The organism is Rugosimonospora acidiphila (genome assembly GCF_039543385.1).
Classification (GTDB): Bacteria; Actinomycetota; Actinomycetes; order Mycobacteriales; family Micromonosporaceae; genus Rugosimonospora; species Rugosimonospora acidiphila.
This window is the reverse complement of sequence record NZ_BAABJQ010000036.1, coordinates 22,813-46,879: the sequence shown is the minus strand read 5'-3', so window position 1 is coordinate 46,879 and position 24,067 is coordinate 22,813. Positions and strand designations below refer to the sequence as shown.

The following is a 24,067-nucleotide window of genomic DNA, read 5'->3' as shown; positions in this document are numbered from 1 at the left end:
CGCCGTCGGCGGAGCCTCAGATGGTGACCAGCACCTTGCCGACGGCGTTGTTCTCCACCGCGGCGTGCGCGTCGGCAATGCGCTCCAGCGGGTAGTGGTGCAGCGGCAGGCCGGCCTCGGTGCCGACCCGCACCGCCCCGGCCTCGACGGCCGCGGCCACGTCGGCCACCGCGTGCTGTTTGGCCAGGTCCGGCACCGTGTAGACCAGGACCCCCTGCCACCTGGCGTTCAGTGCGAAGACCCGGCTCAGCGGCAGCGTGGGTTCGGAGGCCTCGTTGGCGTACATCGCGACCACGCCGCCCTGGGCGAGCACCTCGCCGTCGAGCTGTCCGTTGGTCGCCGGGGCGACCTCGACCACCACGTCCACGCCACCGGGGGCCACCGACCGGATCGCCTCGGCGGCCGGCTCGGTGCGGTAGTTCACCACGTGGTGGGCGCCCGCCGCGCGGGCCAGCTCCGCCTTCTCGGCGCTGCTCACGGTCGTCACGACCCGCGCGCCGGCCCACCGCGCCAGCTGGATGGCGGCGTTGCCGACGGCGCCCGCACCGCCAGCGACCAGCACCGTGCGGCCGTTGAGCGCGCCGGGCGCCAACCGGTCGGGGCCGGCCTCGGCGACGGTGAGGCAGCGGTGCGCGGTCAGCGCCGGAATCCCCAGGCTCGCCCCGAGGTCGAAGGACGCGTGGTCGGGCAGCGCGACCGCCTGCCGGGCCGGCAGGACGACGGACTCCTGGGCGGTGCCGCCGGGCCGCTGCCAGGCCGCCTCCCAGATCCACACGCGCTGGCCCACCCGGCCCGAGTCCACTCCGGGGCCGACGGCGTCGATGACCCCGGCGCCATCCTGGTTGGGCACCTGCTCGTCGAAGCCCAGCTGACGGCGGCGGGTCTTCCAGTCGGTCGGGTTGACGCCGGAGACCCGCACCGCGACCCGTACCTCACCGGGGCTGGGCTCGGCCGCCGGGCGCTCCACGACGGTCAGCACCTCGGGGCCGCCATTATCGGTATAGATGACAGCCCGCACCGTGACCCTCCGCCCGCCGCCCCTCACACCAGGAGGGGGAACAGCTCCGCCGCGCGGCGGCCGGTCGCCGCCTGGATGAAGTCTACCGGCGGCGCCATGGCGGCCAGCACCGCCATCGTGTGCTCCAAGGCAGCGACCGGCGCCTCGCGCGGCAGGTCGAGCGCGTGGCGCAGGTCGAGCAGGTGCACCGCGGCCTCCAGTACGCCGATGCTGGCCGCCTCCTCGATCCGCAGCACGGCGACCCCGGAGTAGTCGACCACGGCCGGGCCGGGCCGAGCCGCCGCGCCGCCCCGACCGCCGCCGGCGCGGTGACCGCGAACCGCTCGATCAGCTGCACCGGGTCGAGCCGCGCGGCCTGCTCGCGCACCTGGTCGGCGACCACGTGGCCGTAGCGCCGGGCGATCCCGTCGGGCCGGTTGAAGTCACGCGGCAGCGCGGCCGCGCTGCCATGGGTGGGCTCGACGGCGTCAGTCCTGGGCGCGATTGTCCGGCCTGAGCTTCCCGGCCCAGGTCAGTGCCTCCTCGGCCTCGGCGGCCAGTCTGGTGACGAGGTCGGCCGCGGAAGGCAGATCCGTGATGAGGTCGACGGCCTCACCCGCCCAGACGGGCAGGCGAGGAATCGCTCCTCGTCTCACATCCTCCTGGTAGTCCTGACGGGCCTGGGAGTCGCCGGCCAACTCCGACTCCCGGCCGCGCCATCGGTCGAGATAGGGGTGGCCGAGCGTACGGGCGGTGTACTTCCCGGTCGGCCAGCTCGCGCCGCGGGCGATGTCCAACACGCTGTTGCGTTCGGTGTCCTGTCCGCGTCCCTCGACGATGGCCCTACTGACGGAAGGGTCGACCAGGGCTTCGGTCGTGGCCTGGAAGCGCGTGCCGATGAGAGCTCCGGCCGCACCCAGGGCCAAGGCCGCGGCGACGCCACGCCCGTCAGCGATCCCGCCGGCCGCCAGGACCGGTACTGGTGCCGCGAGGTCCACCACCAGCGGCACGAAGGGCAGGGTGGACCGCCCGCGGCGGGAACCGTGGCCCCCGCCCTCGGTTCCCTGCGCGACGATGACATCGGCGCCCACGTCCACGGCGCGCCTGGCCTCGTCCAGATCGGTGACCTGAACGATCAGCACCGCGTCCGACCGGCGGATCAGATCGACGAACGGGCTCGGGTCACCGAAGGACAACATCACTGCCGCGGGATTGAACTCCAGTGCCTGCTCTACCGGACCGGCATCGATCGCCCACGTGAGAAAACCGGCACCCCACGGCTGGTCGGTGCCCTCCGCGACGATCGGCAGCTCTCGCTCCAACCAGGCCCGATCCCCGCCCGCACCGCCCAGCAGCCCGAGGCCGCCCGCTCGGGAGACGGCCGCGGCTAATGCGCCCCCGGCCGAACCGCCCATCGGTGCCAGCACGATGGGGTGCCGCACGCCCAACAATTCCGTCAACTCCGTCGACAACGCCATGGACGCATCATCACTCGCCCTTCGCCGGGGACGACCACTGCTGGCTGTCGGCACGACAGGCGATGCCATGGCCACGCCTGTTCTTACCTACGTATTGATACACGTGGTTTAATACGCACGGTGACCGCCAACGTCGTCGACCCGGATCGACCTGGAGATCGCCTAGTACCAGTTGGTCACGCTCCTCGGTCCGAATGCCGGTCGCGAGGGTCCCGAATATCTACACTGAGTGCCGCGCAGGGTCTACGCGGGAGCGTCCCGACCTGCGCAAACGCGTCATCTGGGAAGTCGCCGTTCACGTTGTTCCACGTCTCGTTCAGTGTCTGTCAAGTACGCACTCGTACGTCGAGCCCCCGTGACGGCTGACCTCATCGGCCACGCCGCCCGCTGAAGGGACGATCCGGGAAGCGAGAGCCCGCAGCTAAGGAGCTTGAGATGCCAACCCGAGTCAACCGGCAGACCGTAGACGTGTCCGCCTACCCCGACCTCCTGGTCCTGTACCTCGGCATGCGGGTGAACCGCATGTATGGAATCCGGACCTTCTTCAGCTTCGGCCGAAAGATCAGTCAGTCTGTCGCGGATAAGCCCGATGGACTGCTGCTGCACGAGCCGGTGTACTACTCGTTCTTTCCCATGAATATGGGGATGCGCCAATACTGGCGCGACCTGCCCTCGCTGCTCGCCTTCGCCCGATCAGAGCCGCATCGGCAGTGGTGGTTGGACTTCCTTCGAGACTCCGGCGGCACAGGTTTCTGGCACGAGACGTATTCGGTGAAGGGCGGCATGGAGGCTGTCTACGACGACGTGCCCAAGCCGCTCGGCTTCGGGCGGTTCGCCGGGATCCAGCGCGCACGTGGCCCCATGTTCGGCTCCGCGGCCCGCCTGGGACGCACCGACAGCGGCGACCCGGCCGTCTCCGAGACCGAACTGTACGAATCCTAGCCACCGCTGGAGGTGTTGGCCGCGCCCCTGACGACCCGGTCAGGCCGGGCGACGGGGGCGCGCCAGGCATCGCAGCGCCCAGCCGAGGGCGACGAGCGAGGCGCCCGCGACCGACAGCGGGATCGTCGAGCCGGCGCCGGTGACGGGCAGGATCCGCGGGCCGGCCAGCGCGGTGTTGCCCGGATCGCCCACCGGGATCGTTGGCGAGGTGGCGTACCCGGGCCCGGTCAGCGTGTCGATGTAGCTGTAGCAGCCGGCCGCCGAGATGAACGTGTCCGGCACGGCGTACGGCCCATCACCGGTCACCGCCAGCGCGCCGCCGGAGCGCACCGGCGCCCCGGCGAAGCTGGCACCGGCACACGACCCCTTGTGCGGCGCCGGCACCGGGCCGAGCAACTGCCAGGCCAGGGTGCCGGGCTGACCGCCGGTGCCGGTCACCGTCACCGTCTGGTGCAGCGAACCCCCCACCAGCACGCTGGTAGCACTGATCACGCCGGTGATGGCGGGCGTGGGCGCGGTGCGGGCCAGCGCGGTGTTGCCGGGGTCGCCGGCCGGGATCGACGGCGAGGTGGGGTAGGCGAATCCGGTCAACGTGTCGGTGAAGCTGTAGCAGCCGGCCGAGGCGACGGCGGTGTCCGGCACGGCGTACGGGCCGTCGCCGGTCACCGGCAGCGTGCCGCTGGCCAGCACGGGTGCGCCGGCGAAGTCGGCACCGGCGCAGGATCCGCTCACCGGGGCCACCGGGCCGAGCAGCCGCCAGGCCAGGGTGCCGGGCTGGCCGCCGGTGCCGGTCACCGTCACCGTCTGGTGCAGCGAACCCCCCACCAGCACGCTGGTGGCACTGATCACGCCGGTGATCGAGGGCGCGGGCGGGCCCGCGCACAGCCCGGCCGGGAACGAGGTGACGCCGATGTCGCCGGTCCAGGTGTTCGCCGTGCCCGCGGTCCCGCCGCCGGTGGTCTCGTCGCGGCAGTCGGTGCTCACGCTGCCGCGCGCCACGTTGCCGGTGACCGAGAACTGGGCGCCGCCCTGCAGCCAGATCCCGTTGCCACCGGCCGCCGGGCCGGACACCGGGTCGCCGACCCCAGCGTCGCGGACCTGGTTCCCGCTGATGGTCACACCGGTGGCCACCGGGCCGGCGGTGGAGCTGGCCGCCACGCGTACCCCGTTGAGCCGGCGGGTGATGGTGTTGTCGGCGATGCGTACTCCGCTGGACGGGTTGGCGGAGTAGAAGATGTTGTTGAGGTTGACGCCGGACGCGGAGCCGCCGTCGATGGTGTTGTTGGCGATCGTCACATCGTCGTTGCCGCCGCTGACGAACATCGCCGAGCCGGCCGCCGGGTCGTTGGGATTGGTCCGGCCGATGGTGTTGCCGGAGATCTCCACGTGCTGCGCGAGGAACAGCGCGACGAAGTTGCCGTCGTCGACGCTGGTGTTGCCGGCGATGGTGAGGTTCTGGGACCGGGTGACGCCGTCACCGACCCCGGTGGTGTTGATGGCCGGCCGGTTGCCGGCGAAGGCGTTGTCGCTGATCGTCACGTTGCTGGCCACGCCGCTGGTGAAGAAGATCCCGTTGCCGGACGACGAGCCGGGCGCCGTGTTGCCGGTGATCCGGTTGTGGTTGATCAAGGTGGGCACGGCACCCGAGGCGCGGAAGTTGATGCCGGTCGTGTTGGCGGTGATGATGTTGTCGATCCAGGTGTACCCGTCCCCTGCGTTCGTCACGGCCAGGATGCCGTCGTCGTCGCCGACCGGGACCGCGGCTCCGCGCAGCGTGAATCCGTCGATGACGCCGGTGGTGGCGGCGCCGGCGTAGGTGAACTCGCCGGTGGGCGAGGAGACGATCGACTCCTCGGCGGGGTCGGCGCGGCCGGTGCGGGCGTCGACCCCGAACTGGGCGCCGAGCAGGGTCAGGTTCTTCGTGATCGGCACGCTCTCGGCGTACAGGCCGGCACAGACGTAGACGATCGAGCCGTCCGGTACGGCCGCCACGGCGGCGCCGATCGTCGCGAACGCGGGCGCCGGGCAGGTGGCGCTGGCCACCCCGACGACCACGGCGCCGGCCGGCGGCGGTACCACGTCGGCCGCGGCGGGCCGGCTGGGCAGGCCGGCCGTTGCCGCGCCGATACCGACAAGCAGGAAAGCTCCGGCGCAACGCCCGAGACGCCCGAATCGCATGGAGCGCAATATAGCGCCCTAAAAACGGGCTATAGCCGCGTTTCCATTCTTCGCGGAAAACACGAGCCCGATCCAGGTCCGCGCCCGAGACCAGCCGGCACGGCCGGTAACCCCGACGCGACCGCGGAGCGGGGCGGGGCGGGGCGGCCCATCAGTGCCCCCGGAAGGCCTCCTCCAGCCACCAGGCGCCGCGCGCGGCGGTCACCTTGGCGTCCACCACGAGCGGCCGCGGGCGCGGGCCGGCCAGCCACTGCCGCACCGCTTCGAGGTCCTCGGCGGCGCGCACGGTGACCGCGTCGCAGCCGAAGCCGCGCCCGATCGCCGCGATGTCGGTGTCCGGGAACGTGACGGTCGACAGCGGGTGGCCGTCCGGGCCGAAATGGTGGACCTCCGCGCCGTACGCCGCGTCGTTGTACACCACGATCAGCATGGGCAGGCCCAGCCGGACCACCGTCTCCAGGTCCGCCACGCCCATCAGGAAGCCGCCGTCGCCGCAGGCCGCGACCGGCAGCCGGGCCGGGGCCGCCAGCGCGGCACCGATCGCGGTGGCCAGGCCCAGCCCGATCGACTGGTACGCCTGGGTGAAGCAGAACCCGTCGTCGTCGGGTACGGACAGGTACGCGCTCGGGTACCCCATGAAGTTGCCCGAGTCGACGGCCAGCACCCGCTGCGCGGGCAGCAGGTCGTCCAGCCGGATCGACAGCGTCCGGGGATCGATCCGCGACCCGTCGCCCTCGTCCTGGTACGGCACGTCGCGCAGGCTCGCCCCGGTCGCTATGCGCTCCCGCAGGCCGGCCGTGCGGTACCCGCCGTCCGCCGGCCCGCCCGCCGCCGACGCCGAGCCCGCAGCGCGGGCGCTCAGCTCGTCGGCCACAGCGCGCGCGGTCAACCTGACGTCGCCGCGCACGCCCAGGTCGACCGGCCGGTGCGCGCCGAGCGCGTCGGCGTCCACGTCCACCTGGGCGACCCGCGCGTGCGGGCCGACCAGCTTGCCGTGGCGCATGGTCCACATGTTCAGCCCGCAGCCCCAGCCGACGATCACGTCCGCGTCCGCGATCAGCTCCGCGGCCAGCGGCGAGGCGAAGCCGCCGGACACGCCCAGCGACCACGGGTCGCCCGCGAACAGCCCCTTGGCCACCGCCGAGGTCGCCAGCAGCGCGCCGGTCAGCTCCGCCAGCCGCCGCAACGGTTCCCGGGCCCGGGACAGCCGGGCGCCGCGACCGGCGATGAACACCGGCCGCCGGGCCCCGGCAAGCAGGTCCGCCAGCCGCGCCACCGCGTCGACACTCGCGCCCGCGCCGTCCGGCTCGCCCGCCGGCCCGGCGGGCTCGGCGTCGGCGGGTACGGCGTCGGCGGGCAGTTCGGCCGCCTGCACGGAGAGCGGCAGGTTGAGCAGCACGGTGCGGCGTTGCCCGACCGCGAGCTGGTAGGCCCGGGCCGCGTCGGCCAGCGCGGTGCGCGGCGAGGCGACCCGCTCGGAGACCGCGCCCACCGCCCGGGCCAGCGCCGGCTGGTCGACGAAGAAGTTCGACCGGGGCTCGGTCGCCTCGGCGGCCAGCACGAGCAGCGGGGTGCGGCTCTTCGCGGCCTCGGTGATGCCGGTCAGCGCGTTGGTCAGCCCGCAGCCCTGGTGCACGCTGAGCGCGGCGGCCCGCCCGGTGACCCGACCGTACGCGTCGGCCATCGTGGCCGCCCCGCCCTCGTGCCGGGCGGCCACGAACCGCGCGCCGGCGTCGACCAGCGCGTTGGTGACATGGAAATTGCCGCTGCCGACCACGCCGAACACGTGGTCCACACCGAGCCGGGCCAGGTACCGGCCCACCGCCTCCGCGACCCGCATGTTCGCCGGCCTCCCGTTGGTTGTGGCCGCCGTCAGCGCTCGACCAGGGCCAGTACCCGGGCCGGGCTGCCGGAGCCGTTCACGATGGGCAGCGGCGCCGCGACCACCACCGCGCCCGTGGCCGGCAGCAGTGCGAGGTTCTGCAGCTGGGTCAGCCCGTACTTGTTCGCGCCCAGCAGGAACGAGTGGCACGGGAACGGCGGGTCGAAGCCGGGCGCCGCGCCCGCGTCGGTGCCGACCGTCTCCACCCCGATGCCGATGACCGGCGCCTCCTGTGCCAGCCAGCGGGCGCAGGAGGGCGAGATGCCCGGGGTGTGCGAGCCGGTCTCGTCGGCGTTGAGGAAGTCGCGCTGCGAGTTCGAGCGCGCGTCCCAGCCGGTGCGGCACAGCAGCCAGCCGCCCTCCGGCAGGGGCCCGTGCGCCTTCTCCCACTCCCGGACGTCGTCGATGTCGAGCAGGAAGTCCGGGTCCTCGGCCACCCGGTCGGCGACGTCGATGACCGCGGCCGGGGCAACCAGCCGCCGGGCCGGTACCTGGGCGATGTCGTCGCCGTCCCGGCCGGTGACCCAGTGCACCGGGGCGTCGAAGTGGGTGCCGACGTGCTCGCCGGTGCGAATGTTGTTCCAGTACCAGGCCGGGCCCCGGTCGTCGTACCGGCTGATCTCGTCGAGGGAGAACCCGACCGTGTTGGCGAAGGGCTCCGGAAGTTGGAGGATCGGGGTCGTGTCGGTCAGCGGCGCGGTGAGGTCGATGACCTCGATGGTGCCGGAGGCGAGGGCCCCCAGCAGGTCGGCGAGCACCGGCACGGCGTCTCCTTCGGGTCGAGGGGTCGGGCGGGCGGCGACCGGCCCGCCACGCCGAGCCGGTCGGGATTGGCTCCCACGTCCGGCGGTGCCGGCCGGGCCGCACGCGCATGTTACCTATCGGGCCCCCCGGAAGGGGAAGTGCTTGCCCTCCTCGTAGACCGGCCACGGCTGGTAGGTGTTCACGCCGGGGTCGCCGCGCAGCAGGAACGCGCTGATGTACGGCTGCTCGTCACCGGTGATGCGGGTCGACGTCGGGATGTACCGGATGGTCAGCCCGCAGCGCCGGTGCGGCGAGGTGTTGGCGTTGCTGCCGTGCACGATCCTCGGGTGGTGCACCTCGACGTCGCCGGGGCGCAGCACCATGTCCACCGCGTCGGCCTCGTCGACCTCCACCGCTATCTCCTGGCCCAGCACGCTGGCGACCTCGGTCACCTCACGCATCGCCTGGGTCTGCATGGTGTGGCTGCCCGGGACCAGCCGCACGCAGCCGTTCTCCGGCGTCGAGTGGTCGATCGCCAGCCAGAGCGTGACCACCTCCATCGGCTCCAGCGGCCAGAACGCGCTGTCCTGGTGCCACAGCACCGGCTGGCCGGAGCGCGGCGGCTTGCTGATGTAGTGCGAGGCGAACAGCGCGAGGTCGGGCCCGACGAACAGCTGCGCGATGTCGACGAGCCGGTCGTCGCCGACCAGCCGGAGCCAGAACGGGTCGTCGCGCAGGAACATGTGGCCCAACTGCTCGGGCCGCACACCGGGGTGGCGGCCCTCCAGCCAGCTCACGTGGTCGCTGGCCTCCGCGATGAGGTCCGCGTCGAGCACGTCGCGGAAGATGGCGTACCCGTCCCGGCGGTACGCCTCGAGCGTGTCCGTGCCGGTCTGGTTGGTCGTTGTCACGATACTCACCTCCGTGTCGAGAGGACTTGACTGCCGTTGGTGCCGGCGGCGGCCAGCGGCGCGCCGACCGGGTCGGTCAGCAGCTCCAGCAGTTCGGGGAAGGCCAGGCCGCCGAGGTCGTCCACGCCGAAGTGGCCGTACCCGTGGAACTCCCGGTAGGCCAGCCCCGGCACCGCGTCGCGCAGCAGGCGCACGCTGCGCTGGATCTGCTCGCCGTCGTCGTCGGAGTTGGCCACCGTCACCCCGGCCGTGCGCGCCACCAGGCCGGGGTCGATCTGGAAGTCGAAGAAGCCCGGTGCCCGGTCCCCGTCCGGGTCCAGCCACGGCGCCACCAGGACCATCCGGCTCACCCGCACCGACGGGTGTTCAGACAGCCAGCGGACCAGGAAGCCCGCGCCGCAGCTGTGCCCCACCAGCAGCGTGTCCGGGCCGACGTCGAACCGTTCGAACTCGCGGCACCAGGCCGGGTAGTCCGGCGCGTAGGAGTGCGGCATCTCCGGCGTGTGCGCCGGGATGTCCCGCACGATCAGCTGCTTGGCCAGCCAGGGCAACCAGTGGTGGTTGCTGCTGGACGGGGTGTCGGGATCGTAATACTCCTCCCGCCCCGGCTTGCCGTGCACGATCACCGCGTTGCCGGCCGGAGCGGTGAGTTCCGACGGAGCCGGATCCTGCGCCCCGTCGCCGCCCCGCCTGCCCGATTCACTCATGACTCTCCCTTGTGCGGTACTCCCGTGGACTGACTCCGGTCACCTGCCGGAAGACCCGGGCGAAATGCTGCCCGGAGCCGAAGCCGACCTCGATGCCGATCGCCGTTACCGGTACGTCGCTGGCCCGCAGCAGCTGCGCGGCGCGCCTGACCCGGCACTGGTTGAGGTACCGGTGCGGCGGCACGCCCAGCTCGCGGGCGAACAACCCGGCCAGGTACGTCGGGGCCAGCCCCACCGCGCCGGACAGTTCGCCCAGCGTCCAGTTGTGCTGGTAGTCCCGCTCGATCAGGGCGCGCACCCGGGCCACGGCCGGGTGCGCCGCCAGCCGCGGCGCGGTCCCACCGGGCGCCAGCAGGCGACTGACCGAAAGCACCAGCCGGTCCACGGCCAGCGTCAGCCCCTCGTGCCGGTGGGCCCGGTACGCGGTCAGCTCCTCGACCAGTTGCTGGAACGGGTCGCCCAGCGTGACCGCGTCCGCCCGGTGCAGCACCCGCGGCAGGTCGCGCCAGCGCCGCGCCAGCGCCGGCTGCCGGGCGAAGGCCGGCGCCAGGTCGAGCGCCGCGAAGTAGAAGTGGTGGGCGCCGGTCGACTCCTCGGCCATCTGGTGCGCCACCCGCGGGGCGACGCCGAACAGGTGCCCGGGCGCCAGGGCGAACCGCTGACCGTCGACCTGCCAGCGGCTGACCCCGGTCACCTGCAGGTACAGCTCCCAGACCGGATGGCTGTGCGGCCGCACCAGGAATCGGGACGGGGCCCACTGCTCGCCGGCGTGGCGCAGGCCGCTGGGGTGCTCCCCCAGCTCCGCGTGGAACCCGGCGCGCAGGCCGGCCGGTCGCCACACGCCCGGCGCGCCGGGGTCGCCCGCCCGCGCCGCCGGACCGGGCACCTGAGGATCGTGCACGTACTCCTGCACAACGGGCAATCCCTCCGGTCGGGTCCCCGCCTACCGTCGGGCCATGGACCTCTCGACCCTCGACGCCGCCCAGCAGTCCCTGCTGCCCGGCCCGTCCGACGTCGCGTTCTACTCCGAACACGGCTACTGGATCTCGCCGGTGATCCTCCCCGACGACCTGCTCGACGCCGCCGCGCGCGGCATGGACCGGTACTACGCCAGAGACTACGACGCCGACCCGCCCGGCGTGGGCGGCTTCGAACCCGGCGACGGGAACGGGCTGCGCAAACATGACTACGCCTCTCTGCGGGTCAACGAGCTGGCCCGGCTGGTGGCCTACCCGCTGATCGGTGCCACCGCCGCGGTGCTGTCCGGCAGCGCCGGCATCCGGCTGTGGCACGACCAGTTGCTGTACAAGCCGGTCGACGAGCCTGGCGTGCCGGCCAACGTGGGCTGGCACACCGACCGCCAGTACTGGCTGTCCTGTGAGTCCGAGCAGCTGCTCACCGCGTGGGTGGGCTTCCACGACGTGGACCCCGACGGCGGCTCGGTGTCCTTTCTGGACGGCAGTCACCGGTGGGACGTGACCGGGCTGGACTTCTTCTCTCAGGACCTCGGCGGGCTGGAGGCGCGGCTGACCCGGCAGGGGTATCCGGTGGCGGCGCGACCCACCCGGATGCGCCGGGGCCAGGTCAGCTTCCACCACTGCCGCACGGTGCACGGCAGCGGGCCGAACCGGGGTGCCGGGCCGCGCCGGTCGCTGGCGATCCACCTGCAGCCGGCCGCCAACCGCTACCGCCATCACCTCACGGCGGCCGGCGAGCCGGCGCGGCACGGCAACGACCGGCTCGTGCGCGGCGTCGACGGGGCACCGGACTACGCCGATCCGCGGGTCTGCCCGACGCTGTGGCCCCCGGCGCCCGCCGCGTAGCCGGCCGCGGCGGGTTCCGCGCCCCGGCCCGCCTCGATGAGAGCCGAGCCGTCGGGGATCGAGCCGTCGGGGATCGAGCCTTCGGAAGCCGGGCCGGCGGGCGGCCGGGCGGCCGGGCCGGCGGGCGGCACGGCGAGCACGGTGCCGTCCGGCCCGGCCGGCACCGGTCGACCGTCCACAGTGACCAGACACTCCCCCGCCGCCGCCACCACGTCGACGCACCGGCCCCGGAAGCGCAGTCCGTGCAGTGCCACGGTGCCCTCGGCAACCGGCCGGGGCGAGACCACCAGCGCGCCGTCGGACCGGGGCCGCACGCCGAGCAGCCCGGTGAGGATGGCCTCGGCGCCGGTGAGCCCGGCGATGACGTTGGCCCGCCGACCGACCGGCGGCGCGGCCGGCCGGTCGCAGTAGTGCTCCTGCGGGAAGTACGGGAAGTGCCGGCCCATCCACAGCAGCCGGCGCAGCACGTCCCACGCCAGCGCCGACTCGCCCCGCTCCCACAGGGTCAGGGCGAGCTGCGGCCCCTCCCCGCTGTACGCGCCGCCGCCGGACCAGTCGACGTCGCCGAGCTCGTAGTGCCGCTCGTCGAGGGCGCTGACGCTGCTGACGCCGTACTCGCCGAGGAACGCGCCGGGCCGGACCTGGGCGAGCAGCGCCGCGGCCATCTCGTCGGTACAGGCGCCCGCGCGCAGCGCGTCGAACGCCTGGATCGAGTACGCCAGTTCGGTATGCCCGTCCGGGTACCGGCTGCGGAACCAGCCGGCCTCGGCGTCCCAGAGCTGCCGGGCCACCTCGGCGCGGACCCGCCCCGCCGCCTCGCGCAGCGCGTCGACCGGCAGCCCGGCGCCGGAGCAGTCCGCGAGATCGGCGAGCATTTCCAGTGACCGGGCCCGTTCGGCGTTGGGGCTGGCGACCACGTGCTCCCACCCCGCGCCCCGCATCTCCAGCAGGTTGTGCTGATCGCCGTAGTCGCGCAGCACGCCCTCGGGCCCCCACGGCGCGAACCGGCCGTCCAGCGCCTCGTGCGCGTCGTGCAGCCGCCCCACCAGCGAGGGGTCGATGCCGTGCGCGGCCGCCGCCGCGTACCCGAGGGTCACCAGCGACCAGGCGCTGTACGCGTACGGCACGCCCAGGCCGGTGCCGTCCGGAGCGATGGCGTAGTGGTGCGTCAGGTCGGCCGCGATCATCGCCTCGATCACGGCGGTGACTCGCTCGCCCAGCATCAGCGTCAGCAGGTGCGGCGCGTACCCGCCGGTGTCCCAGGCGTACCCACACACCGCCCCGCCGTCCAATCCCGAGGTGGCCACGAACGGGGTGGTGACGAACCCCGGCCCCTCCCACAGGCAGACCAGCCCGCTGGCCAGCGACCGGCGGTAGTACTCGTCCAGGCCCGGGATGTCGGTGGTGATGCGGGGCACCCGGGCGAGCGCCTCGCCCAGCCGCTCCTCCCAGCGGCGGGTGGCCCGCCGCGCGGCCGCGACCAGGACCTCGCATCCCGCGACCGGGCCGCCCGCCGCATTCGCAGCCAGCGCCCCCGGGTCCGACGCACCCGAGCCGGCACCGTCGGCCGGGGCGGAGCTGTCGGCCGGGGCGCCGCCGTCGGCCAGGGTGGCGCCGTCGGCCAGGGCGGCACCGTCTCCGGACGGGCCGATGCCGATCCCGAGGGCGAACACCCGCTCGCCGCCGGGCGGCAGCTCGACCGACAGTCCACCGTGGACAAGAGTGACCGGCGGACCGTCCGCGCCCGACCCCGGTGGCATCCAGCCCCAGTCCCGCAGTGGCACGTGCCGGCCGCGATCCGGGGACACCTCGGGGCGCAGCCGCACCGGCAGCGCCCGGTCGGTCCGGTTGCGTACCGCGATCTCCAGCAGGTAGCCGGGTTCACCGTGCCGGGGGGTGAGCGTGCTGCGCACCGCGACGGACACCGGTGTGCCGTCGCGGTACTGGTGGTACGTGCCGTGCCGCTCGATGCGGTCCGGCCGCCAGGTGCCGCCGGCGTAGAGCAGCCCCCGGTCGCCCGCGCCGCGCTCACCGGTGTCGAGCACCGTGGCGCCGTCCACCTCCAGCGCGACGGTCAGCCTGCCGTCGGGCACCGCGTACGGCGGGGCGAACCAGCCACCGACCCCGCAGACCGTGCGAGGAAGCGGCGCCACCGTACCGGTGCCGCTGCCCACCCAGATGTCCCCGGGCGGCGCCACGCGGCGCAGGTCGAAGGCGAAGTCGTCGAGCGTGTACGGCGGCATGGCGTGCTCTCCTGACGGGTCGGCGAGCGGTGAGGCAACGGTCGGTGGCGCAACGGTCGGTGGCGCGCGCCCGGCGGGGCCGATGGCGGCGGCACGAGCCGGGTCGAGTTTGCTGGACCGGTCCAAAGTCGCGGTGCTGATCTCGATGGACCGGTCCAAGATGAATGCGTCGATGTTGGCACGACGCGGTGGTTAGCGCAACGAGAACGTGCGTGAACAGCGAATCGTCGACGGTGTATTGACGTTGGACTGGTCCACTGTTAGCGTCCCGGCAGCGCGTTGGACCTGTCCAACGACCCGGCCCGCACCCGCCAGCCGCGGCGCGAGCCGGGTCGGTGGTGCGGGCGAGCACCCCCAACGCCCCTTTCGGGGCGGCTCACAATTGGACGGAGGTGGGCACGATGGCCAAGCTGACCATCCGCGACATCGCCGCTCTCGCCGGGTTGTCCAAGTCGACCGTGTCGCTGGTGCTCAACAACAGCCCGCGCGTCGACCCGGCCACCCGCCGGCACGTGCTCGCCGTCATCCGCCGGCACAACTACGTGCCGAGCTTCGCGGCGACCGCACTGGCCAAGGGCAGCACCCGGCTGATCGGGATGATCGTGCCCGGACTGTCCTGGCACATGGTCGCCTCGATCAACCTCGGGGTGGCCGCGGTGACCGAGCGCACCGGCTTCGACATCATCCTCTACACCGCCACCAACGATCGGGACTACTACGGCCCGGTCATCGACCGCATCCTGACCTCCAGCATGTCCTCGGGACTGCTGGTGGTCACCGACCGGCAGCCGCTGGACCCGCTGGTCGCGCTGCACCGTGACGGCATGCCGGTGGTGCTCATCAACACCCTGGGCACGCCGGTCGACCTGCCGTCGGTGACCGCCGACAACTATGAGGGCGCGCTGGCCGCCGTCAACTACCTGCTGCGGCTCGGGCACGAACGCATCGCCTGCGTCCAGGGGATGATGGAGTTCCAGTGCTGCCAGGACCGGTACCTCGGCTACCTGACCGCACTGCGGGAGGCGGGCATCCAACCCGACCCGGAGCTGACCAAGCCGGGTGAGTTCGACCCGGAGACCTCCCGTGCCCGGGCCCGCGAACTGTTCGCCCTGCCGAAACGGCAGCGGCCGACCGCGGTCTTCGCGCACAGCGACTCCACCGCGTACGCGGTGATGAAGGCGGCGGCCGACGCCGGCCTGCGGATACCCGAGGACGTATCCATCATCGGATTCGACGACATCGAGTCCGCCGCACAGATCCACCCGCCGCTGACCACCATCCAGCAGCCCTTTGTGGAGATGGGCCGGCGAGCGGCCGAACTGCTGCTGGCCGGCATCCAGGCCGCCGACGCCAGCGCCGCGGACGCGGTCCGCGCGGTCACCGGCGGCGGCGCGAACGACCACGACGCCGGGGCCGCGAACTCCGACGGCGCCGCCCGACCGGTGCGGCTGTCGCTGCCGACCAACCTGATCGCCCGCGCCAGCTGCGGGCCCGCCCCGGTCACCCGGGAGCGCCGCGCCCGCGCCCAGACCACCACCACAGCATGAATACCCGCGGCCACGGCCCGGCGCGGCAGCGCCGGTAGCCGCGGCCGGCGGCACGCACCCTCTCCGGCACCGCCCTGGGCGGCGTCGCGGGATCCCGCGTGCCCGGCTAGACCCACACGGCCGTCCACCGGAGTCCACCGGCGGACGGGGAACCTCCTGCGCACACCCCCGCTGGAAGGGATCCGTACATGAGACGTAGCTTCTCGCGAGGCAGACGATCCGCCTGCGCCGCCGTGCTGGCCGTCCTCGCGGCCACCGCCCTGCAGGCATTCTCCCTGCCCGCACACGCCGACGCGGCACCGTTCCCGGTGCTGCCGCCCGATCCGCTGACCACCTTCACCGAGTTCAAGTCCCTGCCCACGTCGGCCGCCCAGATCGTGCCGGTGACCGGCGAGGCCGACTTCACCCAGGCCCTACAGATCGCGGTGCCCAACGGCCCGACCAGCACCGGGCTCGACGGCGAGTTCGAGATCACCCTCGGCACCCCGACCGCCGCGGCGGTGACCGCCGGCGACGCCATGGCGGTCACCGTGTGGGCCCGCTCCACGCAGCCCATCGCGGGCGGCAGCACCGGCAACGCGCACCTGGTCTTCGAGACCGACGGCAACCCGTTCACCAAGTCGCTCAACGCCGCGCTGCAGTTCGGCGCGGACTGGCAGCAGTTCACCTTCCCGTTCCGGGCGGCGGTCAGCTACCCGGCGGCGGGCGCGCACCTGAACCTGTGGCTCGGGTACGGGGTTCAGACCCTCCAGATCGCCGGCGTTTCGGTCACCGACCTCGGCCCCGGCACCCCGGCCGCGTATCCGAAGGTGACCTACGACGGGCGCGACCCGAACGCGGCCTGGCGCACGGCCGCCGACCAGCGCATCGACGAGTACCGCAAGGGCAACCTGAACGTGTCCGTGGTGGACACCAAGGGCAAGCCGGTCAACGGCGCCACCGTGCGGGTCTCCGAGCAGCGCAGTGCGTTCGACTTCGGCACCGCCGATGACGCCTCGCACCTGCTGGACGACCCGTCGGCCGGGGTGAGCGCCACCGACGCGGCGAACATCCGCGACATCAGCACCAGCCTGTTCAACGAGGTGTCCCTGGGCAACAACCTGAAGTGGAGCCACTGGGAGAACCAGACCGAGCGGGACACCCTGACCTACCCCGCGCTGCAGTGGGCCCGCGCGAACGGGCTGACCATCCGCGCGCACAACCTGGTCTGGCCGTCCTTCGGGAACATGCCGGCCGACGTGGCCGGCCTGGCGAACGATCCGGCGGCGCTGCGCGCCCGGGTCGACGCGCACGTCACCGACGAGGCCTCCGCGATGAACGGCATCGCCGACGAGATCGACGTGGTCAACGAGCCGTACTCCGAGCACAACCTGCAGGACATCCTCGGCCAGAACGAGATCGATTCCTGGTTCGACCTGGCGCACCAGGCCGCACCCGACGCCCGGCTGTCGCTCAACGACTACGGCATCCTGGAGAACGGCGGCGAGGAGGGCCGGCACCGCAGCTACGACTACAACCTGGTCAAGTCGATGAAGGCCGCCGGCACCCCGATCGACGTGATCGGCATGGAGAGCCACTTCAACGGCCTGCAACTCACCCCACCGGACCAACTGCTGTCCATTGTGGACCAGTTCGCCGCGCTCGGGGTGAAGGTCGGCGTGACCGAGTTCGACGTCAACACCGACGACCAGCAACTGCAGGCGGACTACACCCGCGACTTCATGACGGCGATGTTCTCCGACCCCAACGTCACGGAGCTGGCCAACTTCGGCTTCTGGGCCGGCAACATCTACACCCCGCTCGTCGCGCTGTACAACCAGGACTGGTCGCCCAAGCCCGCCGCGCTGGTCCTCCAGAACCTCATCGAGCACCAGTGGCACACCGACGTCACCGGCGGCACCGACAAGAAGGGCGACTACACCGTCCGCGGCTTCCAGGGCGACTACCTGGTGACGGTGACCGTGGGCGGCGTCTCCAAGCAGGTCAAGGTGTCCATGCCGACCACCGCCGGCGCCTCGGTCACCGTGGTCGCCGACGGCGTGGCCAGCTCCCCCGCCACCGCCCCGATCAACCCGGTCGGCGACGGCGACTTCGAGACCGCCACCAAGGGCTGGACCCCGCTGGGCACCGGCCCGGCCACCAGTGCCGACGCGCACAGCGGCTCCGGCGCGCTGGCACTGGCGCCCGGCAGCGGCGTGACCCAGAACGTCATCGGCGTGGCGAGCGGCACGAGCTACCTGCTGTCCGGCTGGGCCAAGCTGTCCGGCCCCGGTACCCAGTGCTACATCGGGGTGCGCGGTGGAGCCACCGCCGGCAAGCCCACGTTCCAGTACGAGACGAGCTACGCCGACGAGCGCGCGTACACGCAGAAACTGCTCGCGTTCACCCCGCCCGCCGGTACCACCTGGACGCAGGCGTTCGTGTGGTCCAATCCGAACCCGACGTCGGCCACCTGCGACGCCGACGACGTGAGCATCACCCCGACCTCCGGCACGGCGCCGCCACCGCAGGCACCGCCGGCCATCACCCCGTACCTGCCGACACCGTCCACATTGGGCAACGGCACCCTGGAGAACCGGGCCACCACCAACGGCTGGTACTGCCTGGGCACCTGCGCCCTGAAGAACTCGGGAACCACGCCGCACACCGGCGCCGGTGACCTGTCGGTGACCGCCCGCTCGGCGGCGTTCGCCGGCCCCGCGCAGGGCGTTTCCCTGCCCAGCAACGGCGGCCTGTACGACTCCTCGGCCTGGCTGCGCCTGGCCCAGCCCGGTACCGACACCGGCATGGTCTCGCTGAAGCTGACCACGTCCACCGGTACCGTCACCTACCGGTTCGGCAACGCCACCATCACCGGCGACGGCTGGACCCGGGTCGGTGCCAGCAACGTCAAGGTGAGCTGGTCCGGCACCCTGACCAAGGCCGAGTGGTGGATCAGCACCGTGAACGGCACCGGGGACCTGCTCGTCGACGACGCGTCCTTCGCTCCGATGGCCACCCCGGTGGCCGGCGCGGACCTGATGACCAACGGCGACGCGGAGCAGGGCATCGCCAACTGGTACTGCTTCTCCCCCTGCGTCGCGCAGGCCGCCACCGACCAGGCACACGGCGGCGCGGGAGCGGTGCGCGCCACCGGCCGCACGTTCAACTACACCGGTCCCGCCCAGGGCGTGCAGGTCACCAATGGCGCCCAGTACAAGACCTCGGCCTGGGTACGGATGGCCAGCGGGGCCGCGGACACCACGGCCGAGGTACGGCTGAAGCTCACCATGACCGACGGCTCCTCGGTGACCATGCCGATGGCGTCGGCCCCGGTGAACGCGGACGGCTGGACCCTGCTGTCGGCCAACAACGTCCCGGTCAGCTGGACCGGCACGCTGGCCAAGGCCGAGTGGTGGGTCGACACCACCACCGGTGCCGACGACTTCTACCTCGACGACGCGGCGCTGCAACCGGCCGGGCCCGAACAGACCGCGTTCAGCCCGGTGCAGCCCACCGCCGCATGCGTGGTGAAGGACGACAAGGGCGTCTTCACCGCCTACTTCGGCTACTCCAGCGCCAACGACTACTACATCCCGGTGCCCGTGGGCGCCGACAACACGTTCGGTACGGGGGCGGCCGATCGCGGCCAGACCACGTACTTCCTGCCGTACCAGAGGCCCAAGCGGGTCGCGGTCAGTTGGGACGGCAAGACCCCGCTGACCTGGACCCTCGACGGGTACTCGCAGACCGCCACGAAGTCCTCACCCGCCTGTTGACGCACCCCCCGCCCGCCGGCGGCCTGCGCCGCCGGCGGGCCCGATAGGAGGAAAAGCCATGTCGTCCCCAACCTTCAGCCGCCGCTCGCTGCTGCGCGCAGCGGGCCTGGGCGCCGGAGCCGCCGCGCTGGGCGGTGGGCTGGCCGCCTGCTCCTCCAGCTCGTCCTCATCCGGCGGCGGCATCACCGTGAACTACTGGGACTCGTTCGTCAGCCAGGCACCCTGGGTGGACAACGAGATCAAGCTGTTCGAGAAGGCCAACCCGAAGATCAAAATCAAGAAGACCACCCAGGTCGCCGACCAGTACCCGAACCTGGTCTCGCTCGCGTTCCGCAGCGACAACGCGCCGGACATGTTCCAGCTTCCCAAGAGCCCGCCGCTGACGCAGCAGGTGACTCAGAACTGGTTGACGCCGCTGGACAAGTGGGCGACCGACTCGTGGAAGTCCCGGTACCCGGAGAACAGCTTCATCGAGGGCAACAACGAGTTCGACGGCAAGATCTACAGCGCACCGTTCGCCGGCCCGGCCCCCTCGCTCCAGCTGTACATCCACAATGGAGTGTTCAAGAACGCCGGGCTCACCAACCCCGACGGCTCCGTCGCGATCCCGAAGACGTGGGACGACGTGAGCCGGGCCGCCGCCGCCATCAAGTCCAAGAGCAACGGCAAGGTGTACGGCTTCGGGTTCGGCAACTCGCAGAACACCACGCTGGCCTGGTGGCTGGACCTGTTCGTCCGCGGTGCCGGCTCCCCCGGCGGCGCGGCCAGCGCCGGCATCGACAGCCTGGACAGCCGGGTCGGTAAGTGGACCTACTCGTCCGACCGCAACTACGCCGACGTCATCGCGCTGCTGCTGAACTGGAAGAAGAACGGCTACATCTACCCCAACTCGATGAGCATCTCCGACGAGCAGGCGCGCGCCTACTTCGAGCGGGGCCAGTTCGGCATGACGGTCGGCGGGGTGTGGAACCAGCCCGAGTGGACCGAGCACAAGTTCACCGACTACAGCCTGATGACCCTGCCCTCGCCCACCGGTACGCCGCAGGCGCTGTTCTACGGGCCGCCCGGCGGATACCTGTTCGCCATATCCTCCAAGGCGAAGCACCCCGACGAGACGTTCGCCTGGTTCGACTGGCTGGGCGGCGTGGATTCCGGCAAGCGCTACGTGGCCTCGGGCCAGGGCCTGTCGATCTACCCGGAGTCCAACGACACGAAGGACGTGACCTCCAAGCCGTTCGCGCAGTACGTCGCGATGGCCAACACGGCGGTGTACGGGCCGCAGCCGACGATCCGCAACCCGGACGTCGCCAAGCTGACCCTGGACACGGTCAAGCCGGACATCAACGACGTGCTGGCCGGTGCCTACACCGGACAGATCAAGAACGTCGCCAGCGCGCTGTCGGACCTGGAGGGGCACCGCAACGCGGGGCTGTCGGACGCGATCAAGAAGGCCAACTCCTCTGGCGCCAAGGTGAACGCGAGCGACTTCGTCTTCCCGGACTTCGACCCGTTGAAGGCCTACACCACCAAGCCGGCGTCCTGATGGTGGCGGTCTCCCCCACCCGCCGCGCCGACCCCGCCCCGGCGTCCGCGCCGGTCGCGAGGCCGGCGCGGCGGCGCGCCCGCAGGTACCTGTGGTCGTACCTGTATCTCGCGCCGATGGTGATACTGCTGCTGGCGTTCATCGTGTACCCGATCGTGGCCTCACTCTGGTACACGCTGTACCAGTGGGACGGAATCGGAGACCCGACCACCTTCGTCGGGCTGGACAACTTCCGCCAGATCATGCACGACAGCATCTTCTGGCGCTCGCTGGCGCACACCTTCGTGTACGCCGCGATAGTGGTGCCGGTCCAGCTGGCGCTCGCGCTGGCCCTGGCACTGGTGCTCAACAACCGGCGGCTGCGCTTCGCGTCGTTCTACCGCACCCTGTTCTTCCTGCCGGTGGTGACCTCGGCGGCGGTGATCGGCGTGGTCATCCAGCTACTGGTGTCCAACTTCGGCGACTCGATCAACACGGTGCTGATGGACCTGCACCTGACCCACTCGCACATCGACTTCCTCGGCGATCCGCACTTCGCCCTGGGCATCGTGATCGCGGTCGGCATCTGGCACACGTTCGGCTACAACCTGGTCTACTTCCTCGCCGGGCTGCAGACCATCCCCGAGGAGCTCTACGAGGCGGCCCGGCTGGACGGCGCCGGCCGGGTGGCCCTGTTCCGGCGGATCACCATCCCCATGCTGCGCGGGGTCGGCGTGGTCATCCTGGTACTCGCGGTGATCGGCACCTTCCAGGTCTTCGACCTGGTGCAGGTGCTCACCAGCGGTGGGCCCTACTTCTCCACCGAGGTCGTCAACACGTACATCTACCACCTCGCATTCGGTGGAACCAACGCCAACGCGGTGCAGCCGAACGTCGGGCTCGCCTCGGCGGCGTCGTTCTTCTTCGGGCTGTTGCTCATCGTTTTCTCGGTCGTCCAGGTGGTGGTGCTGCGCACGCTGGTCAAGCGGCGCGCCGCCGGGCGCGAAACGCAGGGAGGCCGGTCATGACGGCGATCGCTGTGGGGCGGCCGGCGCCGCGCCGCGCCGGAATCCGCAACCGGCGCCGGATGGTGTCCGCGATGACCCACGCCGCCCTGCTGATCGGCGGGCTGGCCTGGCTGTACCCGCTGTTCTGGGCGCTGGGCAGCTCGCTGAAGAGCGACGATCAGTTCTTCACCAGCGGCCTCAACCCGATCCCGTCGCATTTCATGTGGTCCAACTACGAGCAGGCGTGGCAGGAGGCGTCGTTCGGCCGGTACTTCCTCAACACACTGCTGATCACCATCGGTACCGTGCTGGTGACGCTGGTGGTCACCTCGATGGCCGGGTACGTGCTGGCCCGCACCCAGTTCCCCGGCAAGAAGCTGTGCCTCGGGCTCGTCTCGGCCACGCTGTTCCTGCCGCACGGGTACACCATCATCCCGATCTTCGACCTCATGCAGCGGCTGCACCTGCTGGACAGCCTGTGGTCCGTGATCATCGTGCAGTCCTCCAGCGGCGTCGTGTTCGGTACCTTCCTGTTCATGGGCTACTTCATGGCCATCGACCGCGAACTGGAGGACGCGGCGCAGGTGGACGGGGCCGGCTTCAACCAGACCTTCTGGCGCATCATGCTCCCGCTGTCCGGCCCGATGGTGGCCACGGTCGGGCTGTTCACCGCGATCACCGCGTGGAACAGCTTCTTCCTCCCGCTGGTGTTCACCCTCGGCCGGCCGGAGCTGCGTACCCTCGCGGTCGGCATGTACGCGTTCATCGGCGAGAACTCCACCAACTGGACGCTGCTGTGCGCCGGGACGGTCATCACGCTGGCCCCGATCATCCTGCTCTTCCTGCTGCTGCAACGGTTCTTCGTCAATGGTCTGGCCGGCGCCGTCAAGCAGTGACAACGATTCCTGGAGGTTTGATGTCCGCCGCGGTCCGCACCGCCATCGTCGGCACCGGAAGCCGCGCACAGCTGTTCACCGAGGGGCTCGCCAAGCGCGACGAGTACCTGGTGGTGGCGCTGTGCGACCGCAACCCGGCGCGGATGGCCTTCCACAACCAGCTGCTGGCCGCCGCCGGGCGGCCGGAGGCGGCCACCTACCCACCCGATCGGTTCGAGGAGATGCTGCGCGAGCAGCGCGTCGGTCTGGTGGTGGTGACCACAGTGGACGCCACGCACGACGGGTACATCGTGGCGGCCCTGCGCGCCGGCCTGCGGGTGATCACCGAGAAGCCGATGACCACCGAGGCCGGCAAGGCGCGGCGGATCCTCGACACCGTACGGGAGACCGGCAACGACCTGACCGTGGCGTTCAACTACCGGTTCAACCCGGTGCACCAGCGGGTACGGCAGCTGCTCGCCGGGGGCGCCATCGGGCCGGTGACGTCGGTGCACTTCGAGTGGCTGCTGGACGTGCGGCACGGCGCGGACTACTTCCGCCGCTGGCACCGGGACAAGGCCAACTCCGGCGGGCTGATGGTACACAAGGCCGGGCACCACTTCGACCTGGTGAACTGGTGGCTTGCTGCTGCCCCCCGGGTGGTGTACGGGCGGGGCGGGCTGACGTTCTACGGCCCCGAGGCCGGGCGGCGCAACGGGTACGCGCGTGACTACGAGCGGGCGCACGGCGCCCCGCCGGCCCAGGACGACCCGTTCGCCCTGCACCTGGCCGACAACCCCACGCTGACGGCGCTGTACCTGGACGCCGAGCGCCACGACGGCTACCTGCGCGACCGCAACGTGTTCGCCGACGGCGTCACCATCGAGGACGACATGGCGGTGCTGGTCGGGTACGACACCGGTGCGTCGATGAGCTATCACCTCACCGCGTACTCGCCGTGGGAGGGGTACCGGGTGATGTTCAACGGCCCCCGCGGCCGGGTGGAGCTGGAGGTGGAGGAGTCGACCTGGACCCCGCCGCACGAGCGGGTGCTCTCGGCCCGGGGCCAGGTGCACGGCCACCTGGCCGCGCCGACGGCCGGGCAGACCCGCATCACCCTGCGGCCGCTGTGGGAGCCACCGGTCGACCAGACCGTCGACCACGACCACGCCGGGCACGGCGGCGCGGACTCCCGGCTGCTCGCCACGCTGCTGGACGGCGACCAGGCGCAGGCCGGCGACCGGGCCGGCTCGCGGGACGGGGCGCTGGCCCTGGTGACCGGGCTGTCCGCGAACCGCTCGTTCGCCACCGGCGAGGCGGTACCCACCGACACCGTCCTCGCGCTGGACTGATCGCTACCGGACGCGACAACGGGCGGCCGTCGATCGACGGCCGCCCGTTGTCGTTGGTGATTCGACCACTCCGGCTGGGCGCGGCTCACGCCGCGAACCGG

The 24,067-nt window shown here is 71.9% G+C and carries 18 protein-coding genes; 8 read left to right on the top strand and 10 right to left on the bottom strand.

Annotation, left to right across the window (positions count from 1 at the left end; translation table 11 throughout):
• Nucleotides 1-16: 16 nt before the first annotated feature.
• From ABEA87_RS37035 to ABEA87_RS37025, 3 genes are all read right to left on the bottom strand, one after another.
• Nucleotides 17-1,018 (bottom strand): NADPH:quinone reductase, encoded by a 1,002-nt coding sequence (locus ABEA87_RS37035; protein ID WP_345637856.1) that lies wholly within the window; start codon nt 1,016-1,018, stop codon nt 17-19.
• Nucleotides 1,019-1,041: 23 nt separating this feature from the next.
• Nucleotides 1,042-1,278, bottom strand: a complete 237-nt coding sequence (locus ABEA87_RS37030) for a hypothetical protein (RefSeq protein WP_345637855.1) — start codon at nt 1,276-1,278, stop codon at nt 1,042-1,044.
• Between the two features lie 207 nt (nt 1,279-1,485).
• The gene (locus ABEA87_RS37025; protein WP_345637853.1) at nt 1,486-2,475 is read right to left on the bottom strand and encodes an NAD(P)H-dependent flavin oxidoreductase; all 990 of its coding nucleotides are present in this window, start codon (nt 2,473-2,475) and stop codon (nt 1,486-1,488) included.
• Between the two features lie 435 nt (nt 2,476-2,910).
• On the opposite strand from ABEA87_RS37025, the gene ABEA87_RS37020 reads away from it, so the two are divergent.
• A complete protein-coding gene (locus ABEA87_RS37020) occupies nt 2,911-3,417 on the top strand; it encodes a monooxygenase family protein (protein WP_345637851.1) in 507 nt (168 codons plus the stop codon).
• Between the two features lie 39 nt (nt 3,418-3,456).
• Here ABEA87_RS37020 and ABEA87_RS37015 read toward each other — a convergent pair whose 3' ends face one another.
• The 6 genes from ABEA87_RS37015 to ABEA87_RS36990 form a co-directional block, all read right to left on the bottom strand.
• Nucleotides 3,457-5,595, bottom strand: a complete 2,139-nt coding sequence (locus ABEA87_RS37015; protein WP_345637848.1) for a hypothetical protein — start codon at nt 5,593-5,595, stop codon at nt 3,457-3,459.
• A 151-nt stretch (nt 5,596-5,746) separates the two neighbouring features.
• The gene (locus ABEA87_RS37010; RefSeq protein ID WP_345637846.1) at nt 5,747-7,435 is read right to left on the bottom strand and encodes a thiamine pyrophosphate-binding protein; all 1,689 of its coding nucleotides are present in this window, start codon (nt 7,433-7,435) and stop codon (nt 5,747-5,749) included.
• A 32-nt stretch (nt 7,436-7,467) separates the two neighbouring features.
• The gene (locus tag ABEA87_RS37005; RefSeq protein ID WP_345637843.1) at nt 7,468-8,241 is read right to left on the bottom strand and encodes a cyclase family protein; all 774 of its coding nucleotides are present in this window, start codon (nt 8,239-8,241) and stop codon (nt 7,468-7,470) included.
• Nucleotides 8,242-8,355: 114 nt separating this feature from the next.
• Complete coding sequence (locus ABEA87_RS37000; protein WP_345637841.1) at nt 8,356-9,132, bottom strand: phytanoyl-CoA dioxygenase family protein; 777 nt, start codon at nt 9,130-9,132, stop codon at nt 8,356-8,358.
• A 5-nt stretch (nt 9,133-9,137) separates the two neighbouring features.
• On the bottom strand, nt 9,138-9,839 hold the full coding sequence (locus ABEA87_RS36995) for an RBBP9/YdeN family alpha/beta hydrolase (RefSeq protein WP_345637839.1): 702 nt from the start codon (nt 9,837-9,839) through the stop codon (nt 9,138-9,140).
• Complete coding sequence (locus ABEA87_RS36990) at nt 9,832-10,752, bottom strand: helix-turn-helix transcriptional regulator (RefSeq protein WP_345637837.1); 921 nt, start codon at nt 10,750-10,752, stop codon at nt 9,832-9,834. Before ABEA87_RS36990 ends, ABEA87_RS36995 begins: the two co-directional genes overlap by 8 nt.
• Before the next feature lie 43 nt (nt 10,753-10,795).
• Here ABEA87_RS36990 and ABEA87_RS36985 point away from each other — a divergent pair, with 43 nt between their 5' ends.
• Nucleotides 10,796-11,662, top strand: a complete 867-nt coding sequence (locus ABEA87_RS36985) for a phytanoyl-CoA dioxygenase family protein (protein WP_345637835.1) — start codon at nt 10,796-10,798, stop codon at nt 11,660-11,662.
• Here the strand turns inward: ABEA87_RS36985 and ABEA87_RS36980 are convergent.
• Nucleotides 11,608-14,064 carry an MGH1-like glycoside hydrolase domain-containing protein gene (locus tag ABEA87_RS36980; protein ID WP_345637833.1) on the bottom strand — a complete coding sequence of 819 codons (2,457 nt, stop codon included), beginning with the start codon at nt 14,062-14,064 and terminating at the stop codon, nt 11,608-11,610. The two genes, ABEA87_RS36985 and ABEA87_RS36980, sit on opposite strands and share 55 nt — an antisense overlap.
• Nucleotides 14,065-14,306: 242 nt before the next feature.
• On the opposite strand from ABEA87_RS36980, the gene ABEA87_RS36975 reads away from it, so the two are divergent.
• The 6 genes from ABEA87_RS36975 to ABEA87_RS36950 all read left to right on the top strand — a co-directional run bounded on the left by ABEA87_RS36975 (nt 14,307) and on the right by ABEA87_RS36950 (nt 23,966).
• Entirely contained in the window at nt 14,307-15,452 is a 1,146-nt protein-coding gene (locus tag ABEA87_RS36975; RefSeq protein WP_345637831.1) for a LacI family DNA-binding transcriptional regulator, read from the top strand.
• A 188-nt stretch (nt 15,453-15,640) separates the two neighbouring features.
• Complete coding sequence (locus ABEA87_RS36970) at nt 15,641-19,210, top strand: endo-1,4-beta-xylanase (RefSeq protein ID WP_345637830.1); 3,570 nt, start codon at nt 15,641-15,643, stop codon at nt 19,208-19,210.
• Between the two features lie 58 nt (nt 19,211-19,268).
• Nucleotides 19,269-20,753 carry an ABC transporter substrate-binding protein gene (locus tag ABEA87_RS36965; RefSeq protein ID WP_345637828.1) on the top strand — a complete coding sequence of 495 codons (1,485 nt, stop codon included), beginning with the start codon at nt 19,269-19,271 and terminating at the stop codon, nt 20,751-20,753.
• Entirely contained in the window at nt 20,753-21,760 is a 1,008-nt protein-coding gene (locus ABEA87_RS36960) for a carbohydrate ABC transporter permease (protein WP_345637827.1), read from the top strand. Before ABEA87_RS36965 ends, ABEA87_RS36960 begins: the two co-directional genes overlap by 1 nt.
• Nucleotides 21,757-22,635 (top strand): carbohydrate ABC transporter permease, encoded by an 879-nt coding sequence (locus ABEA87_RS36955; protein ID WP_345637825.1) that lies wholly within the window; start codon nt 21,757-21,759, stop codon nt 22,633-22,635. The genes ABEA87_RS36960 and ABEA87_RS36955 overlap by 4 nt, the downstream gene beginning before the upstream one ends.
• A gap of 20 nt (nt 22,636-22,655) precedes the next feature.
• Nucleotides 22,656-23,966: a Gfo/Idh/MocA family protein gene (locus ABEA87_RS36950; protein ID WP_345637823.1), complete on the top strand. Its 1,311-nt coding sequence runs from the start codon at nt 22,656-22,658 to the stop codon at nt 23,964-23,966.
• Nucleotides 23,967-24,067 lie beyond the last annotated feature (101 nt).

Bases quoted from the DNA above. Each gene is read 5' to 3' on its own strand.
- ABEA87_RS37025 (WP_345637853.1), bottom strand. From the start codon at position 2,475: ATGGCGTTGTCGACGGAGTTGACGGAATTGTTGGGCGTGCGGCACCCC.
- ABEA87_RS37020 (WP_345637851.1), top strand. From the start codon at position 2,911: ATGCCAACCCGAGTCAACCGGCAGACCGTAGACGTGTCCGCCTACCCC.
- ABEA87_RS37015 (WP_345637848.1), bottom strand. From the start codon at position 5,595: ATGCGATTCGGGCGTCTCGGGCGTTGCGCCGGAGCTTTCCTGCTTGTC.
- ABEA87_RS37010 (WP_345637846.1), bottom strand. From the start codon at position 7,435: ATGCGGGTCGCGGAGGCGGTGGGCCGGTACCTGGCCCGGCTCGGTGTG.
- ABEA87_RS36995 (WP_345637839.1), bottom strand. From the start codon at position 9,839: ATGAGTGAATCGGGCAGGCGGGGCGGCGACGGGGCGCAGGATCCGGCT.
- ABEA87_RS36985 (WP_345637835.1), top strand. From the start codon at position 10,796: ATGGACCTCTCGACCCTCGACGCCGCCCAGCAGTCCCTGCTGCCCGGC.
- ABEA87_RS36975 (WP_345637831.1), top strand. From the start codon at position 14,307: ATGGCCAAGCTGACCATCCGCGACATCGCCGCTCTCGCCGGGTTGTCC.
- ABEA87_RS36970 (WP_345637830.1), top strand. From the start codon at position 15,641: ATGAGACGTAGCTTCTCGCGAGGCAGACGATCCGCCTGCGCCGCCGTG.
- ABEA87_RS36965 (WP_345637828.1), top strand. From the start codon at position 19,269: ATGTCGTCCCCAACCTTCAGCCGCCGCTCGCTGCTGCGCGCAGCGGGC.
- ABEA87_RS36960 (WP_345637827.1), top strand. From the start codon at position 20,753: ATGGTGGCGGTCTCCCCCACCCGCCGCGCCGACCCCGCCCCGGCGTCC.
- ABEA87_RS36955 (WP_345637825.1), top strand. From the start codon at position 21,757: ATGACGGCGATCGCTGTGGGGCGGCCGGCGCCGCGCCGCGCCGGAATC.
- ABEA87_RS36950 (WP_345637823.1), top strand. From the start codon at position 22,656: ATGTCCGCCGCGGTCCGCACCGCCATCGTCGGCACCGGAAGCCGCGCA.